The sequence below is a fragment of the Enterobacter roggenkampii genome (assembly GCF_001729805.1).
GTDB classification, from domain to species: domain Bacteria; phylum Pseudomonadota; class Gammaproteobacteria; order Enterobacterales; family Enterobacteriaceae; genus Enterobacter; species Enterobacter roggenkampii.
Genome location: NZ_CP017184.1, coordinates 3,028,495 through 3,045,255 on the forward strand (window position 1 = coordinate 3,028,495; position 16,761 = coordinate 3,045,255).

Sequence of the window (16,761 nt, forward strand, 5' to 3'; positions counted from 1 at the left end):
GGGGGATTGTTATTTGCTGTCAGACTTATATTCGTACTCGTAATACCCGTAATCCTGGTACCCGGTCGCACGGCGGAAGATGGAGTTCAGGATCACCCCTTTCACCTCAATCCCGTTCTGCTCGAAGCGGCTCAGGCTGGTTTCCACCTCTTTCAGGGTGTTCACCGCGTAACGCGCCACCATCAGCGTCGTACCCGCATGGCGACCCACAACGGCAGCGTCGGTCACGGCCAGAATCGGCGGCGTATCGATCAGCACCAGGTCGTAGTTTTTGCTCGCCCACTCCACCAGCTCGGTAAAGCGTTCGCTCATCAGCAGCTCGGACGGGTTAGGCGGCACCTGCCCACGTGGGATCAGGTCAAATTTCGGCACGGTAGTCGGTTTTGCGCTCTGGCTGATGTCACCTTTGCCAAGCAGGATCTCCGACAGACCGTTGACGTTATTGGTGCCCAGCAGCTCGTGGGTGTAGCCCTTGCGCATATCGCAGTCGATCAGCAGCACGCGCTTGTTGGTCTGGCTAACGACCGCCGCCAGGTTGGCGCAGACGAAGGTTTTACCGATTGACGGGCTGACGCCGGTTAACATCAGGACGTTGTTTTTAGCCTGCATCATGGCGAAGTGCAGACTGGTGCGCAGGCTGCGTATCGCTTCAATCGCCAGGTCGGTTGGGTTACCCACCGCCAGCAGCTGGCTCTGTTTGTAACGCTTAACGCCTTTGATGGTTTTCACGCTGTCACGGGATTTTTGCCACTCAGACAGCGGAATGCTGGCATAGACGTTGATACCGTTCTCTTCCAGCACCTGCGGGCTTTCGATACCGCGGTTGAACAGCGAACGCAGCAGCACGCCAACGATGGAGAGCATCAGGCCGAGAATAATGCTGCCGAGAATGATCAGCGCTTTCTTCGGCTTCAGCACGCCAGGCTGGGTAATCGCCGGGTCGACGATGCGCACGTCACCCACGGTGCTTGCCTCGGTGATTTTCAGCTCCTGCTGCTTGTTCAGCAGCTGCATGTAAACCTGCTGTCCTGACTCCACGTCGCGGGTCAGACGCACGATCTCCTGCTGGGTTTTCGGCATCGCGGTCACGCGGTCATTGAGCTTCGCCTTCTCCTCTTCCAGCGTGCGGCGTTTCTCCAGCAGCGTGCGGTAAGCCGGGTGACGTTTGGTGTAAAGCTTGGAGATCTCCGCCTCTTTGAAGGTCAGCTCGTTGAGCTGAGCGTCAATGTTGACCATCGAATCGAGGACCGATTTCGCCTCCAGCGGCAGGTCGACAGAGTCTTTATCCTGGCGGTAGGCGTTCAGCTTGTTCTCGGCATCATCCAGGCGGGCGCGCACTTCCGGGAGCTGTTTCGACAGGAACGCCAGGCTTTTCGCCGCTTCAGCCGACTTACGCTCAACGTTCTGCTCAAGGTAGTTGCGGGTAATGCTGTTCAGGATGTCGCGGATCTGATCCTTATCTTCCCCGGTAAAGGTCATGCTCAGCACGCCGGTGTCCTTACCGTTTTCAGTGACGGTCAGGTTGTTTTGCAGGTTGTTGATCATCCCCAGCGTGGAGAATTTGGTGACGGTAAACTCCCCACCCTCCTGGGCGTTGATCGCACTGACCATCATGCTGACGCCGTCTTTGCTCAGCATCTGTCCGACTTCACCGCGCGCGCTAAAGCCCGCGTCGCTGGTCAACTGATACTGTTTCGGGCCAAGCACCGTGAGGGTAAAGGTCTGATCGGCTGCCCCTTTTGGCAGCACGAAGTCAGTGACCTTCACCGTGTCGTTGCTTCTGCCCATCAGCCGATCCCAGCCCGCACCAAAGATTGGGAAGGTATTTTTGGTGACGGAGATATCGAGCCCAAGGTCGTGAACCGTTTTACCCAGCACCAGACGTGACTGGATGAGCTGGATTTCAGCGTCAGAGGCCGGCGGCTTGTTCGCCAGCGCGGAGCCAATGTCCTGCACCAGCGAGTTACCGGTATTCTGCTCGATCTGCACCAGCGCATCGGCGCTGTAGATAGGGGTGGCGAACAGCGTATAGACGACGGCCGCCGCGGCAAACACGGCGGTAATGCCCAGCACCCACCACTTTGCCTCGATAACCGTGCCAACCAGGCGCCCAATATCAATTTCATCACTGCCCGAAGTCGGGGCGGCAGAAGGTTTTGTTTTTTCTGTCATTGTTATCCCTGCTGAGCTTTCAGTGCCTGCGCCCACTGTTGGGCAGACTGGTCAAGTAAGGTGTAAACCGCCTCGAAAGCCTCATGGCTTTTGCGATATGGATCGGGGATTTCACGTTCATTGTCCCAGTGTCCAAACAGCATCACCTTACCGCGCATCTCCGGAGCGATATCGCACAGCGCTTGAATATGGCGTTTTTCCATCGCCAGAATCAGGTCATACTCACGGCACATGCGGCCAGTGACCTGGCGGGCAACATGCCCGTCGAGAGAGAGGTGATGGTCCCGCGCCACGCTCATTGCGCGCTCATCGGCACCTTTACCGACCAGTGCACCCAGCCCTGCCGAATCAACGGTCAGTTCGGGCTGGTAGTGTTTCAACAACCGTTCAGCCGTAGGGGAACGGCAAATGTTCCCCACGCATACCACCAGAATTTTGTTAAACATCGCGGATTACCAGGTATGAATGTCGCGCGCCGTATCCGTCATGTAGCGAACGCCACTGATGGTTGGCAGCAACTGGTTGATCAGACGGTTCCAGCGGGCAACCGGTGCGGTAGTGACATACACCACGTCGTATGGCTGGAGACGGAACTCCGTCGCCATCACCAGAGAGGTCGCATCGGACATATCCAGCTGGTAGATGTTGGCAATCTTGCCTTTCGCGCTGCCCTCACCTTTCAGCGGACGGATCACGAAGATACCGGTCGCGTTAGAGGTCGTCAGATCGATACCCTCAGCATTGCCCAGCGCTTCGGTCAGCGTCATACCGCTGAAGTCCATCTTGAGGGTGCTCTGTTTCTTCACTTCACCCATCACGAAGACTTTGAGATCGTCATTGCGTGGTACATAGAGGATGTCGCCCGGATAAAGCAGGCGGTTCTGAGTCAGATCGCCGTTTTGCATCAGCGCCTGCAGCGAAATGCGCTGCTCTTTCCCGTTGTGGGTCAGTACCACGTTGCGCCAGTCGGCGCCGTCGGTTAACCCGCCAGCGGCGTTAATGGCATCCAGCACGGTCAGAGGAACGTTGGTGATGGCCTGCTGACCAGATTTGTTCACCTGGCCGGAGATATAGGCTTTTTGCGAGCGGAATGCGGCGATATTAACGTCCACCTGCGGATCGGCGATGTACTGCGCTAAGCGGCCGGTAATAACACTGCGGATCTCGGCAAGCGTTTTCCCTGCTACATGGACTTTACCAATGTAGGGATAGAACATGGTGCCATCTGACTGCACCCAGTTACCGGTGTCGCTTGAGCTACGGTACTGGCCCGCTGGCGTGGTCAGTTCGGGGTGATCCCAGACGGTCACGTTAATGACGTCTCCAGGCCCTACGCGATACTGGTAGGAAGCAATTTCCTGGTCCAGTGACATATTTGGCTGGGCAACGTTTGGACGTGGGCGTAATTGTTCGACCAGACGAGGCGTAAGTGGATAAACATTCACCATTTTGTCGAGATCAAAATCGGCATCCTGTTGCTTGATCACATCCTTGCCCATTGTAGACATATTGCTTCCGGGAAAGACCGTGCAACCGCTCATCAAGGTCACAGACACCAATAATGGCATCAATTTCATTTTGGAGTTCATCATTGATTATTTATCACTTTGGCAGAGTAATTATCCTGTGCAATTTAAATACGTGTGAATCTAAAATGCATTAAGAATGTAGCTAATTAAATAAAAATATAAGTGGCATCATTCCTAAAAAAAACGCTATTTGGCCAGTCACTGTTGACAACGTAATCATGGCCCACCCACACACATTCAGGCACGCTACCGCCCTTGGCTTCCAGCTACCAATACGCTATAACACAATGAATTACAGGCAAAAAACCGCAAAAATTTTTTGCTGGTGAAATAAATGAAGCATTCAAAATACGCAGGCACTATTTCGTTAATCGCCCAAAAAAAACATCAATCCTTAACGGGAGATATCCTTTTTTAGGCTAATAATCTTGTAACAGTTAATCCCAAAACAGGCAAGAAAACGGGTTCCGAACGTCAACTTTTAAGAATTTATTTAGAAATGCACTTTATTTTTAAGAATTTCTTTATGTTGACAGCGTTATGATTGAACATCTTTTAATGCGATATTTCTTAATTTTGTTATTTCGGATAAATACAGATTTCCTGGGTAAATTAAAACTATTATACCCGCCAGTTTTAATTTAATGATTATTGAGAGAAATCTCATACTGACATTGCATTTTCCCCCAGCTTTATCCATGATCGAATTGTGTCATTAGTCATGTTACAGAAGGTATTGCTACTACTATGGAATGGATTGCCGATCCCTCAATCTGGGCCGGGCTGGTTACGCTGGTTGTCATCGAGCTGGTGCTCGGGATTGATAATCTGGTTTTTATCGCCATCCTTGCTGAAAAACTGCCCCCTTCCCAGCGCGATCGCGCGCGCGTAACGGGGCTGCTGCTGGCGATGGTGATGCGCTTACTGCTGCTGGCCTCTATTTCCTGGCTGGTCACGCTCACTCAGCCTCTGTTCTCCATTCACGGTCTGAGCTTTAGCGCCCGCGATCTGATCATGCTCTTTGGCGGGCTATTCCTGCTGTTCAAAGCCACCGTGGAGCTCAACGAGCGGCTGGAAGGCAAAGACAGCGAGAACCCGACCCAGCGCCGCGGAGCAAAATTCTGGCCGGTGGTCGCGCAAATCGTGGTGCTGGATGCGGTCTTCTCCCTGGACTCGGTGATCACCGCCGTCGGGATGGTGGACCACCTTGCGGTGATGATGGCCGCGGTCATTATTGCCATCACGCTGATGGTCATGGCCAGCAAGGCACTGACCCGCTTCGTGAACAGTCACCCGACCATCGTTATCCTTTGCCTGAGCTTCCTGCTGATGATTGGCTTCAGCCTGGTGGCCGACGGTTTTGGCTTCCATATTCCGAAAGGCTACCTGTATGCCGCCATCGGGTTCTCCGTCATGATTGAAGCGCTTAACCAGCTGGCGATATTCAACCGCCGTCGCTTCCTTTCCGCCAATCAGACTCTGCGTCAGCGCACAGCCGACACGGTCATGCGTCTGTTAAGCGGCAAGAAAGAGGATGCGGAGCTGGACGCCGAATCCTCCGCCATGCTGGCCGACCACAGCGACGGGCAGATCTTTGACCCGCAGGAACGACGGATGATTGAGCGAGTGCTCAATCTGAACCAGCGTACGGTAAGCAGCATTATGACGTCGCGGCATGACATTGAGCATATTGACCTGACGGCCCCGGAAGCGCACATTCGCGCCCTGCTGGATAAAAACCAGCACACCCGCGTGGTGGTGACCGGCGGGGAAGCGGAAGAGGAGCTATTGGGCGTGGTACACGTCATTGACCTGCTCCAGCAGCAGCTCCACGGTGAGCCGCTCAATCTCCGCGCCCTGGTTCGCCAGCCGCTGGTCTTCCCGGAGGGGCTGCCGTTGCTTTCCGCCCTTGAGCAATTCCGTAACGCGCGCACCCACTTTGCCTTTGTGGTGGATGAGTTTGGTTCGGTGGAAGGGCTGGTCACGCTCAGCGACGTGATGGAAACCATTGCCGGTAATCTGCCAAACGAGGTGGATGAGATTGACGCCCGCCACGACATTCAGAAAAACGCCGACGGCTCGTGGACGGCTAACGGCCATATGCCGCTGGAAGACCTGGTGCAGTATGTGCCGCTGCCGCTGGATGATAAACGGGAATACCACACCATTGCCGGTCTGCTGATGGAGTATTTGCAGCGTATCCCACAGCCGGGGGAAGAGGTTCAGGTCGGCGACTATCGGCTTAAAACGCTCCAGATTGAAAACCATCGCGTGCAGAAGGTTCAGCTGATACCGCTGCGGGAAGAGGAAGAACTGGATTTTGAGGTGTAAAAAAGCCGGGTGGCGTTTCGCTCACCCAGCCTGCGGTATTCGGTTTTTGTAGGCCGGGTAAGGCGAAGCCCCCCCCCGGCGCAACAGGCATCAAAGCTTATCCAGCAGCTTCTTCACATCCTTGCCGTCCTGTGAATCTTTATTACGATCCGCCCAGCCGCTGAGTCGACGTTTCGCTTCATCCTGCAGATGCTTACGCAGGATCTGATCCACCTGCAGACTGTAATTCAGGGCCTGCCATTTGCCGTATACGCTCAATGGGACCGGCGTCTCTTTCAGGAAGTCAATGAGCTTGCTTTCGCCCTGCCAGCCGGAAAGTACCCGCACGTTAAAGCGCGTGTCCGCCGTCTCTTTGACCAGATCCAGCTTACCCTCGCCCGTTAAGGATAAGAGTGAAGAGGTACCCTGCATTCCGTCGAGAGAGAGTTGTCCGTTGTTCAGCGTCAGGCCCGTGGTGAAGCTGTCGAGGCGCGTGGCACTGTCGTAGTTCTCCTGGGCCTTCACATCGCTGCTGCGCTCAACCGCCTGCTGTACCAGCTGCTGGAAGTTAAGCCCTTCCATACGGGAGTTTTTCAGATCAAGATGCGCCTGCCCCTGCCACTCGCGGCGGAAAGCATCGGCATCAATTTTCGTGCCGGAGAAATCACCCGCGAGCGTCAACTGCCCCGTCAGAGAGATCGGGTAGTTAAACGCGGTCAGGATGGTCCCTATCTCAACGTTATCGAGACGCGGCTGGAATTCGGCGCTGGCAACGTCTTTACGGACATCCAGCGTGCCGGGCAGTGAGAGGTGTCCTGCGCCCATCTTGCCGCTCAGTTCGGAGATCACCAGCAAACCGTTATGGTTAAACATCTGGCTGCTCACGTCGGTAAAGTCCATGCCGCGCCAGCGCAGGCTGGTGGCTTTCAGCAGAATATCCGCCGTGAATCCGCGCAGAGCGTTATAGTCAGGTTGATCGAGATTCGACGAAATAACCGGACGTGATACCGGTGCCTGGCTTTGCCCCGTCTGCGTCGCCTCGCTGTCCGTGGCGCTGGCTGGCAGAGGTGGCATCAGGTTTTCCAGGTTGAGCTTGTCAAATTGCAGATTCAGCACCCACTTCGGCTTCTCTTCAAAGGTGACGCTCGCCTGCCCCTTCAGGCTACTGTCATTTGCCTGCAGGTTGAGATTATCCAGCTCCAGCTGTTTTTGTTCCTCACGCCACACGGCCTGCAGCGTCCCCTGACCGGCGATCCCCTGGGTGGGCAGATTGGCCCCCGTCAGCTGCCAGTTAAGCTGCTGGATGTTCGCCGTGAGCTGATGCGGATAGTCTGACGCATTTACATTAGCATTCAACGACAGCGTCAGATCCCGCTGATCGCGGTTCACGCGCCCGCTGAATTCCACCGATGCAAGATGGTGCTCATCCTGTTCCATCTGCAGATTAATGTTGCGAACGGTGACCAGCTCTTCGTGCTCATGCTGGAAAACCAGCACGCTATCGGCCACTTTCAGTTTGCCAATATCAAAGGACCAGCCAGTATCAGACGGTTCATCAGGCAGGGTATTTTCACGCGGTGCCACCGGCGCGTTGGCATCACGGACAGCTTCAGTTTGCGGGGTGAGCTGAATCACCGCGCCTTTCAGCATCACCTGATTCACCTGCAGCTGATGGGAAATGAGCGGGATCAGCGCCACATCAAGGCGCATGTTGTCTGCGGACACCAGCGGCTGGGACGCCCCCGGCGCCGTGAGCGACATGCGGCCAGAGAGAATGCTGAGCTGCGGCCAGACGTGCCAGCGCAGCGGCCCGTCCAGCTTCAGTTGATAACCACTGCGTGCCTCAACCTGCCGCACCATGTACGCGCGGAAGTCGTTAGGGTTAACCAGCAGAACCAACGCCGAAAGGCCAGCCACCAGCACCACCAGCAAAATCATCAGCGTTGTCAGAACTCTTCTCATGGCATCCTCAATGGACTAACGATCAGTCTTTATCAATACGGCTGGCAACCGCACCCTGCTGGTCGCGATATTTTGCGTCCTGACGGCGGTTATACGGCCTGTCTGCCGGGCCTGACAGCGGTTCAAAACTTAACGCGCCGATCATCATCCCCGGACGAAGCGCCAGCGGCAATTTACCGGCATTGAAGAATTCCAGCACAATACGGCCCGACCAGCCTGGATCGATACGGTGCGCGGTCACGTGTACCATCAGTCCCAGTCGCGCCAGCGAAGAACGGCCGTCAAGCCAGCCGACGAGGTCCGCAGGCAGGGTGACGGATTCAAACGTTACCGCCAGCGCCAGTTCACCCGGATGCAGATAAAAGGCTTCGCCATCTTCGATTACGATTTCGTCACTCATCACGCGATCGAGCGCGGCGCTGACTTCGTCCTTCGGTCCGCTGAGGTCAATGAACGGTGCGGTATGGCCGCTAAAGGTGCGGAATTTATTCCCCAACCGGACATCGACGGTCACCCCATTGATACGCTCAACAGGTGGACGTGGGGTAATAGACAAACGGCCTTCATCCAGCCAGGCTTCAATATCGCGATCACAAAGACGCATGCCTTTTTCTCCTTTCATGCATCGTACCCTGAGCCGGTAAGCGCTCAGGGTAAAACCAGGTTATCTCTGAACGGTACACAATTCACGCGGCTTATTCAAAAAACTGGCTGATTTTCGCTTTTAAGATATCGATCGCGATGCGGTTTTTACCCCCGCGCGGCACGATGATATCGGCGTATTGTTTGGAGGGCTCAATAAACTGCAGGAACATCGGGCGGACCGTTTTCTGATATTGCGCCATCACGGAGTCCATTGAGCGGCCACGTTCATTAACGTCACGCTTGATGCGGCGCATCAGGCAAATATCCAGCGGGGTATCGACGAAAATCGAGAAGTTCATGGATTCACGCAGGCGGGCGTCGGTCAGCAGCAGGATGCCTTCAAGGATAATGACCTTTTTCGGCTCGATGCGGATCGTTTCCTGGGTGCGGGTATGTTCTACGTAACTGTAAACGGGCAGTTCGATCGCCTGGCCGCTCTTAAGCGCTTCTAAATGCTGGAACAGCAGGCTGTGATCCATCGCATTTGGGTGGTCATAGTTCGTTTTAACGCGCTCTTCCATCGACAGATGGGATTGATCTTTGTAATAGCTGTCTTCGGGAATGACGCCGATATGCTCATCACCTACTTGTTCACGCAGTTCGCGATAAAGCGTACTGGCAATTAGACTTTTACCTGAAGCCGATGCGCCGGCGATGCCTATAATGACGCACTGATGAGACTTATCAGTCATAAATTTAGCGACCTGATTAACCTGGATGTAAAGGAAGGACGACGCCGGAGCGTCAAACGCGGCAATTATAGGGATTTCGCGGGCGTGATACCAGTCGAATACTCAGGTTCTGCGAGACTGACCGAAAAGTGACGAGTTATTCCCTGAATGAAATTTAAATGCGCATTTTTTCGCCGCTTACCCGATTTTTTTCACGGAGTAAGTATTTAATAAGTCTGTGTTGTCAAATTCTGAGCGGTCACCATATGAATTGTAAATTGTTTGTACTAGCATAAACCAAATTATCAAATTCACGCGTTCGGACATCTTCTTCCCTGACGGCATGGCGTCTCTGGATAAAGCGGTAATGAATAAACAATACCAGCGGGTTTTGGTGACCACCCCACATCCTTTATTACGACTTGTCTGTCTGGGCCTGGTCACCTTTATCTTTACCTTATTTTCGCTGGAGCTCACCCGCTTCGGCACCCTGCTGGCCCCGCTCTGGTTTCCCACCGCCATTATGATGGTGGCGTTTTACCGCCATGCCGGAAAAATGTGGCCGGGCATTGCCCTGGCCTGTTCGTTCGGCAATATTCTGGCCTCATGGATGCTGTTCTCCTGGGGTTCGGTCAGCCTCATCTACCCTGCGGTCAACTTCATTGAGGCCGTTATCGGCGCGCTGTTCCTGCGTAAATGGCTCCCGTGGTACAACCCGCTGCAGAATCTGAATGACTGGATCCGCGTGGCCATCGGCAGCGCGCTGGTGCCGCCACTGATGGGCGGCATTCTGGTGTCTCTGCTGGCACCCGGCTCTGAGCCCCTGCGTAATTTCTTCGTCTGGGTGTTGTCAGAAGCCATTGGCGCCCTGGCACTGGTGCCACTGGGGCTGTTATTTAAGCCGCATTATCTGCTGCGCCACCGTGACCCGCGATTGCTGCTGGAAACGCTGACCACGCTGGCCGTGACGTTAGCGCTCAGTTGGGCAGCCATCACCTGGCTGCCGTGGCCCTTCACCTGCGTGATCGTTCTGCTGATGTGGAGCGCCGTGCGCCTGCCGCGGATGGAAGCGTTCATGGTGTTTCTGGTCACCGTGATGGTGGTGTCGCTGATGATTGCCCGCAATCCTCTGGCGCTGACCACCCAGCACGCCGGGCCGATGCTGAACGCCCCCTGGCTGCCGTTCCTGATGCTGCTCCTGCCCGCTAACGTGATGACCATGGTGATGTACGCCTTCCGCGCCGAACGCAAACATATCACCGAAAGCGAAGAGCGCTTTCGTAACGCGATGGAATATTCCGCCATCGGCATGGCGCTGGTCAGCATTGAAGGCAAATGGCTTCAGGCTAACAAGGCGCTGTGCAATTTCCTCGGCTACAGCCAGACGGAGCTTCAGTCGCTGACCTTCCAGCAGCTCACCTGGCCAGAAGATCTGAATACCGACCTTGAGCAGCTCGAACAGCTGGTCAACGGCGAGATCAATACCTACTCCCTCGAAAAGCGCTATTACACCCGCGACGGGGAAGTGGTCTGGGCGCTTCTTGCCGTCTCCGTGGTGCGCCATGCCGACGGCTCGCCGCTCTATTTTATCGCCCAGATTGAAGACATTAACGATCTGAAGCAGACCGAATGGGTCAATAAGCGCCTGATGGAGCGCATTACGCTGGCTAACGAAGCCGGGGGCATCGGCATCTGGGAGTGGGATCTGGAACCCGACATTATCAGCTGGGATAAGCGGATGTTTGAGCTCTATGAAATACCGCCGCACATCAAGCCCACCTGGCAGCTCTGGCACGACACGATGCTGCCGGAGGATCGCGTCCACGCTGAGCAGGTGCTGCGGGACTCCCTAATTTCCCGCCTGCCGTTTAAGCTGGAATTCCGCATCCGCGTGAAGGAAGGCGTGCGTCATATTCGCTCCCTGGCAAACCGGGTGCTCAATAAGCAGGGGGAAGTTGAACGGCTGCTCGGCATCAACATGGACATGACCGAGGTTAAGCAGCTTAACGAGGCCCTCTTCCAGGAAAAAGAGCGTCTGCACATTACCCTCGACTCCATCGGTGAAGCGGTGCTGTGCACCGATATCAACATGAACGTCACCTTTATGAACCCGGTCGCGGAGAAAATGAGCGGCTGGCTCCAGACCGAGGCTATCGGCCAGCCGATCCTGAAGGTGTTACACATTACCTTCGGCGAAAAAGGGCCGCTGATGGAGAATATTCACAGCGGCGATATGTCCCGTTCCGATATCGATCAGGATGTGGTGCTGAACTGCCGTACCGGCGGCAATTATGATATCCACTACAGCATTACGCCGCTCAGCACGCTGGATGGACAGAATATTGGCTCGGTGATCGTGATTCAGGACGTGACCGAGTCGCGCAAAATGCTGCGCCAGCTAAGCTACAGCGCCTCCCACGATGCCCTGACCCATCTGGCAAACCGGGTCAGCTTCGAAAACCATCTCAAACGGCTCTTGCAGACCGTTCGCGAAACTCGCCAGCGCCATGCCCTGGTGTTTATCGACCTCGATCGCTTCAAAGCCGTCAACGACACGGCTGGCCACGCCGCGGGTGATGCCCTGCTGCGGGAACTGGCTTCCCTGATGTTGACCATGCTCCGCTCCAGCGACGTGCTGGCGCGTCTGGGCGGGGACGAGTTCGGGTTACTGTTACCGGACTGCAACCTGGAAAGCGCGCGCTATATCGCCGGTCGCCTGATTCATGCCATCAACGACTATCACTTTATGTGGGAAGGCCGCCTGCACCGGATCGGCGCCAGCGCCGGCATCACGCTGATTGATGAAAATAACCATCAGGCGTCGGAGATCATGTCGCAGGCGGACATTGCCTGTTACGCCTCAAAAAACAGCGGGCGTGGCATGGTGACGGTGTACGAACCCCAGCAGGAGCGGGATCACCACACGCGCAGCATGATGTCGCTTGATGAACAGTGGCACATGATTAAAGACAATCATCTGATGATGATTGCCCGCAGCGTCGCCTCCCCGCGCATCCCGGAGAGCAGTAATTTCTGGCTGCTGTCGTTACGCCTGTGGACCAGCCAGGGCGAAGTTCAGGAAGAGCATGCCTTCCGCTCGGGTCTGGCCGAGCCTGAGCTTCTGCACGCCCTCGACAGACGGATCTTTAGCGAATTTTTCCGCACCTATGCCACCCAGATCGCCAGTAAAGGCATGGGCGTGGCGCTGCCGCTCTCGGAGGCCGGTTTAGCCAGCGTGACGCTGGTCGATGAACTGCTCGACCTGCTGGATAAAAGCCCGATGCCGGGCCGTCTGCTGCATCTGGTTATCTCTGCCGATGTGGTGTGCAACCCGGATAAAAACCTGCACAGGGGTCTGCAAAAGCTTCGCCAGGCGGGCTGCCGCGTGATCTTCAGCCAGGTGGGACGCGACATGAACGTCTTTACCCACCTGACCGCGAATATGGCCGACTATCTGATGCTGGATGCAGAGGTGGTAACCAACGTGTATGGCAATCTGATGGATGAGATGATGGTGACCATTGTTCAGGGCCACGCCCAGCGTGTGGGAATGAAAACTATCGCGGGCCCCTGTAACCAGCCCATCATGATGGATACGCTCTCCGGCATCGGCATCGATTTTATCTTTGGTGACACCATCGCCGAGCCGCAGCCATTAGATCTTCTGCTCAACACCAGCTATTTCGCCATCAACTGACGGTGCCCAGCCGTCGGTATACCAGATGTGCAGCAGCGCGTAGGAGCGCCACGGCTTCCAGCGTTCGGCATAACGACGAATTTGCGCGGGCGTCATTCCGGCGAAGCGCTGTTTAATCAGGTAATCATCCGGCAGAAACACATCTTTCGCCTGCCAGCCGCGCAGGGCCAGATAATTTGCCGTCCAGCGCCCTATCCCCGGCCGCTGCTGTAACGCCTTCATCCCCTCTTCTGTATTCGCGGGCAGGGAAAGCGGAAACGTTCCGTCGATAACCGACTGCGCCAGATGAATCAGCGACTCCGCGCGCTTTAGCGGCATGCCCAACGCCTTCAGCGCCAGCGGGTCCGCTGCCGCCAGCGCCTGGGGCGTGGGGAAGCAGAGATAGCCCGGACAGTCCGCCACCGGTTCGCCACAGAGCGCCACCACGCGTGACGCCAGCTTCGCCGCCATCGCCACGCTCACCAGCTGCCCGAGGATCGCCCGGACGCCCTGCTCGTACGCATCCATCGCCCCCGGTAAACGCAAGCCTGGCCTTGCAGCACCGAGTTCGCCCAGCGTTTCTGCTATTTGCTGCGGGTTACAGCGGAGATCGAACAGGCGTTCGATGCGTTCAAGACACGCCTGCGCAACCGGAATTAACCCCTGGCTGAGCGTCACGCTCAGCGTATGGCTGGCAATATCCGGCGTCACGCGGAAAATCCCCTGATGCCCCTCGCAGGCAAAACTGCGCTCATAGTAATCGTTGGTGACGGTTTCAATGCCCGTTACCGCGCGCGCGCCAAGAAAACCAAACATCCACTGCCAGTCATAAGGGGGAAGCCAGGTGAGGGTATACATCGTTGCTCCTTTTTTAGTGTTATCAGCATAAACGTAAAGACCCTGTTTTGCCTTGCTTTCATATTCCTGTTGTCGCCATGCAGACATTTCGTTAAAGTCTCGCCCCTTCTCACCGGCATGGGGATTCATCGTGTTTATTGGATTTGACTACGGTACGGCAAACTGCTCGGTTGCGATTATGCAAGACGGGCAGCCACGGCTCCTGAAGATGGAAAAAGAGAGCACGCTGCTGCCGTCAATGCTCTGCGCACCGACGCGTGAAGCGGTGAGCGAGTGGCTGTTCCGCCACCATCAGGTTCCGGCCACGGCGGCGGAGACCCAGGCGCTGCTGCGCCGGGCGGTCAGCTTTAACCGCGAGGAGGACATCGACGTTACGCCCTCCAGCGTGCAGTTCGGCCTCGCCTCGCTCGGGCACTACATTGAAGACCCCGAAGAGGTCTATTTCGTTAAGTCGCCAAAATCCTTCCTCGGCGCCAGCGGCCTGAAGCCGCAGCAGGTCGCGCTGTTCGAAGACCTGGTGTGCGCGATGATGCTGCATATTCGCCAGCAGGCGCAGACGCAGGTCTCCGATGCGATTACCCAGGCGGTGATTGGCCGCCCGATCAACTTCCAGGGGCTGGGCGGCGACGAGGCCAACCAGCAGGCGCAGGGGATCCTGGAGCGCGCGGCGCACCGTGCAGGCTTCCGCGACGTGGTATTCCAGTATGAGCCGGTTGCCGCAGGGCTGGACTTCGAAGCCACGCTGACGGAAGAGAAGCGCGTACTGGTCGTGGATATCGGCGGGGGCACGACGGACTGCTCGCTGCTGCTGATGGGGCCGCAGTGGCATCGCCGTCGCGATCGTGAAAACAGCCTGCTCGGGCACAGCGGCTGCCGCGTGGGCGGTAACGATCTGGATATCGCCCTGGCCTTCAAGAGCCTGATGCCGCTGCTCGGCATGGGGGGGCAAACCGAAAAAGGCATCGCGCTGCCGATCCTGCCGTGGTGGAACGCGATTGCCATCAACGACGTGCCTGCGCAGAGTGATTTTTACAGCACCGCCAACGGCCGCTTCCTTAACGATCTGGTGCGCGATGCCCAGGACGGCGAAAAGGTCGCCCTGCTCTATAAAGTGTGGCGTCAGCGTCTGAGCTACCGCGTGGTGCGTACGGCGGAAGAGAGCAAAATCGCCCTGTCCGACCGCGCTGAACATGCGGTCTCCCTGCCGTTTATCAGTGACGAACTGGCCACTGCCATTTTGCAGGACGGGCTGGAGACGGCGCTTGCCCAGCCGCTGCAGCGCATTCTGGAACAGGTGCAGCTCGCGCTGGAGAACGGCAAAGAGAAGCCGGACGTGATTTACCTGACCGGCGGTAGCGCTCGTTCACCGCTGATCAAGAAAGCGCTGGCCGAACAGCTGCCGGGAATACCAATCGCGGGTGGCGATGACTTTGGCTCCGTTACCGCAGGGCTGGCGCGCTGGGCGCAGGTGATGTTTAGCTAGTGCGGTTGTGCCGGGTGGCGGCTTCGCCTTACCCGGCCTACAAAACGTGTGTTGTTGTAGTGCGGTCTGGTGCCCTCTCCCACAAAACACCAAAAACGGCAACATCCGTTGCCGTTCGCATTTACCTTGTAGGCCGGGTAAGCGAAGTGTATGACCGGATACATAGGTGACAGATCAGACCGGGAACATAGGTAACACTTTTAGTCTATCCGCACCACACTCTGGGTTTTTCGGTCGTAGTACGCAAGCGTTATTCCGTTGAAGATGATGGCCTCCAGGCCATCATCCTGTTCTTCCAGCATGATGTACTCATCAGTCAGCGCTTCACTCAGGAACACCGTCCCCTTTTTCCCCATATAGAGTGTCCCCCTCGATTTCACCCTGTAGACCGTTCCTCCTGACGGATAGGCATAGTCAGGAACACGGCCATCCCACTGTCGCTTCGAGGGGTGCCACACCGTTCCGGGCGTTGCACCCGCCAGGGCTTCATGCGGTCTTTCGTAGTTAAATTCTTCCCGGTAGTCACTGAACCACCGCTGTTGTTCTTCCATCGTCATGAAGGTGTTCCCCTGCGCCAGCGCACTTTTCAGGGAACGGTGCATGCGTTCGTGCCGCCCGTTCTCTTCGGGATGGCCCCGCCGGATACGCTCCGGTCTGACGCCCAGCTTTATCAGCCAGACGGCAAGGCGACTTAACCCGGCGATACCCGTCCCTGCGAAGGGCTGACCATTATCGGTTCTCAGAACGTCCGGCAGACCGTACTCCAGGAACGCCTCCGTCAGACAGTGCCTGACGAAGGGCTCGCTCTCACGGTCCGTTCCACGGCAGCTCAGCAGATACCGGCTGTGGTTGTCGGTCAGGGTAAAGGGATGACAGTACTCTCTGCTCAGCAGCCTGAACTTGCCTTTAAAATCAGCGCTCCAGACCTGATTGTTTTCACTGAGGCTGGTCAGGGGCCGGCGATTCCCCGGCGTTCTGCGCTTTCTCTTTCTGTCAGGTACCAGGCCTTCACGCTTGAGGATATCGCCGACAGTGCTGGCAGCAGGAACGGTAAAATCGACGTGATGATTGAGGAGCCACATCCGCAGTTTTTTCGGGCCCCAGTCAGGGTGTTTCTGACGCAGGGCAGTCAGGTGTCCGACGACCTCATCAGGAACCGTCCGGGAGTGAGAGCATGGTGCGCGCGACCGGTCAGAGAGAGAGGACAGGTCAGAAGGGTCAAAACGCTGAAGCCATTTGTAGCCGGTTTTGCGGCTGATACCAAAAAGACGGCAAAGAGCGGAGAAGGAGTCCGTACCTGCATGGCAGGCACGGATAAAATCAAGGCGTTGCATAGGTCGGGTCTCAGTCCAGGGCATAGCGAGTCTCCTCTTCTATGCCAGTTATAACTGTTACCCATGTATCCGGTCTAAAGTGTTACCCATGTTTCCGGTTCATACCGAAGCGTCACCCGGC

General features: G+C 56.3%; 11 protein-coding genes. 3 read left to right on the forward strand and 8 right to left on the reverse strand.

Features of this window, described 5'->3' with window-relative positions; translation table 11 throughout:
- Positions 1–9: 9 nt before the first annotated feature.
- Genes wzc through BFV67_RS14275 form a run of 3 tightly spaced genes read right to left on the reverse strand, consistent with a single transcriptional unit; the run spans position 10 to position 3,764 of the window.
- The gene (wzc, locus tag BFV67_RS14265) at positions 10–2,172 is read right to left on the reverse strand and encodes a tyrosine-protein kinase Wzc (protein WP_008499415.1); all 2,163 of its coding nucleotides are present in this window, start codon (positions 2,170–2,172) and stop codon (positions 10–12) included.
- Positions 2,173–2,174: 2 nt separating this feature from the next.
- Entirely contained in the window at positions 2,175–2,618 is a 444-nt protein-coding gene (gene wzb / locus BFV67_RS14270; protein ID WP_021241460.1) for a low molecular weight protein-tyrosine-phosphatase Wzb, read from the reverse strand.
- A gap of 6 nt (positions 2,619–2,624) precedes the next feature.
- Positions 2,625–3,764, reverse strand: a complete 1,140-nt coding sequence (locus tag BFV67_RS14275; RefSeq protein ID WP_069598527.1) for a polysaccharide export protein — start codon at positions 3,762–3,764, stop codon at positions 2,625–2,627.
- Positions 3,765–4,448: 684 nt separating this feature from the next.
- On the opposite strand from BFV67_RS14275, the gene BFV67_RS14280 reads away from it, so the two are divergent.
- Positions 4,449–6,032: a TerC family protein gene (locus tag BFV67_RS14280; protein ID WP_008499412.1), complete on the forward strand. Its 1,584-nt coding sequence runs from the start codon at positions 4,449–4,451 to the stop codon at positions 6,030–6,032.
- 90 nt (positions 6,033–6,122) lie between these two features.
- Here the strand turns inward: BFV67_RS14280 and asmA are convergent, their stop codons facing one another.
- The 3 genes from asmA to udk form a co-directional block, all read right to left on the reverse strand.
- Positions 6,123–7,973 carry an outer membrane assembly protein AsmA gene (asmA, locus tag BFV67_RS14285; protein WP_069598528.1) on the reverse strand — a complete coding sequence of 617 codons (1,851 nt, stop codon included), beginning with the start codon at positions 7,971–7,973 and terminating at the stop codon, positions 6,123–6,125.
- Between the two features lie 22 nt (positions 7,974–7,995).
- Positions 7,996–8,577 (reverse strand): dCTP deaminase, encoded by a 582-nt coding sequence (gene dcd / locus BFV67_RS14290; protein ID WP_008500854.1) that lies wholly within the window; start codon positions 8,575–8,577, stop codon positions 7,996–7,998.
- 91 nt (positions 8,578–8,668) lie between these two features.
- Positions 8,669–9,310 (reverse strand): uridine kinase, encoded by a 642-nt coding sequence (udk, locus tag BFV67_RS14295; RefSeq protein WP_008500855.1) that lies wholly within the window; start codon positions 9,308–9,310, stop codon positions 8,669–8,671.
- 346 nt (positions 9,311–9,656) lie between these two features.
- Here udk and BFV67_RS14300 point away from each other — a divergent pair, with 346 nt between their 5' ends.
- On the forward strand, positions 9,657–12,986 hold the full coding sequence (locus BFV67_RS14300; protein ID WP_069598962.1) for a diguanylate cyclase: 3,330 nt from the start codon (positions 9,657–9,659) through the stop codon (positions 12,984–12,986).
- Here BFV67_RS14300 and alkA read toward each other — a convergent pair.
- Positions 12,945–13,823, reverse strand: coding sequence for a DNA-3-methyladenine glycosylase 2 (gene alkA / locus BFV67_RS14305; RefSeq protein ID WP_069598529.1), 879 nt, complete (start codon positions 13,821–13,823; stop codon positions 12,945–12,947). The genes BFV67_RS14300 and alkA overlap by 42 nt on opposite strands.
- 130 nt (positions 13,824–13,953) lie before the next feature.
- On the opposite strand from alkA, the gene yegD reads away from it, so the two are divergent.
- Positions 13,954–15,306 (forward strand): molecular chaperone, encoded by a 1,353-nt coding sequence (yegD, locus tag BFV67_RS14310; RefSeq protein ID WP_069598530.1) that lies wholly within the window; start codon positions 13,954–13,956, stop codon positions 15,304–15,306.
- Between the two features lie 200 nt (positions 15,307–15,506).
- Here yegD and BFV67_RS14315 read toward each other — a convergent pair whose 3' ends face one another.
- Positions 15,507–16,640: an integrase core domain-containing protein gene (locus tag BFV67_RS14315; protein WP_235610598.1), complete on the reverse strand. Its 1,134-nt coding sequence runs from the start codon at positions 16,638–16,640 to the stop codon at positions 15,507–15,509.
- Positions 16,641–16,761: the final 121 nt, after the last annotated feature.

What these genes read in the sequence shown, in the direction of transcription:
- wzc (WP_008499415.1), bottom strand. Translation starts at nt 2,172, where the DNA reads ATGACAGAAAAAACAAAACCTTCTGCCGCCCCGACTTCGGGCAGTGAT.
- wzb (WP_021241460.1), bottom strand. Translation starts at nt 2,618, where the DNA reads ATGTTTAACAAAATTCTGGTGGTATGCGTGGGGAACATTTGCCGTTCC.
- BFV67_RS14275 (WP_069598527.1), bottom strand. Translation starts at nt 3,764, where the DNA reads ATGATGAACTCCAAAATGAAATTGATGCCATTATTGGTGTCTGTGACC.
- BFV67_RS14280 (WP_008499412.1), top strand. Translation starts at nt 4,449, where the DNA reads ATGGAATGGATTGCCGATCCCTCAATCTGGGCCGGGCTGGTTACGCTG.
- asmA (WP_069598528.1), bottom strand. Translation starts at nt 7,973, where the DNA reads ATGAGAAGAGTTCTGACAACGCTGATGATTTTGCTGGTGGTGCTGGTG.
- dcd (WP_008500854.1), bottom strand. Translation starts at nt 8,577, where the DNA reads ATGCGTCTTTGTGATCGCGATATTGAAGCCTGGCTGGATGAAGGCCGT.
- udk (WP_008500855.1), bottom strand. Translation starts at nt 9,310, where the DNA reads ATGACTGATAAGTCTCATCAGTGCGTCATTATAGGCATCGCCGGCGCA.
- BFV67_RS14300 (WP_069598962.1), top strand. Translation starts at nt 9,657, where the DNA reads ATGAATAAACAATACCAGCGGGTTTTGGTGACCACCCCACATCCTTTA.
- alkA (WP_069598529.1), bottom strand. Translation starts at nt 13,823, where the DNA reads ATGTATACCCTCACCTGGCTTCCCCCTTATGACTGGCAGTGGATGTTT.
- BFV67_RS14315 (WP_235610598.1), bottom strand. Translation starts at nt 16,640, where the DNA reads ATGCAACGCCTTGATTTTATCCGTGCCTGCCATGCAGGTACGGACTCC.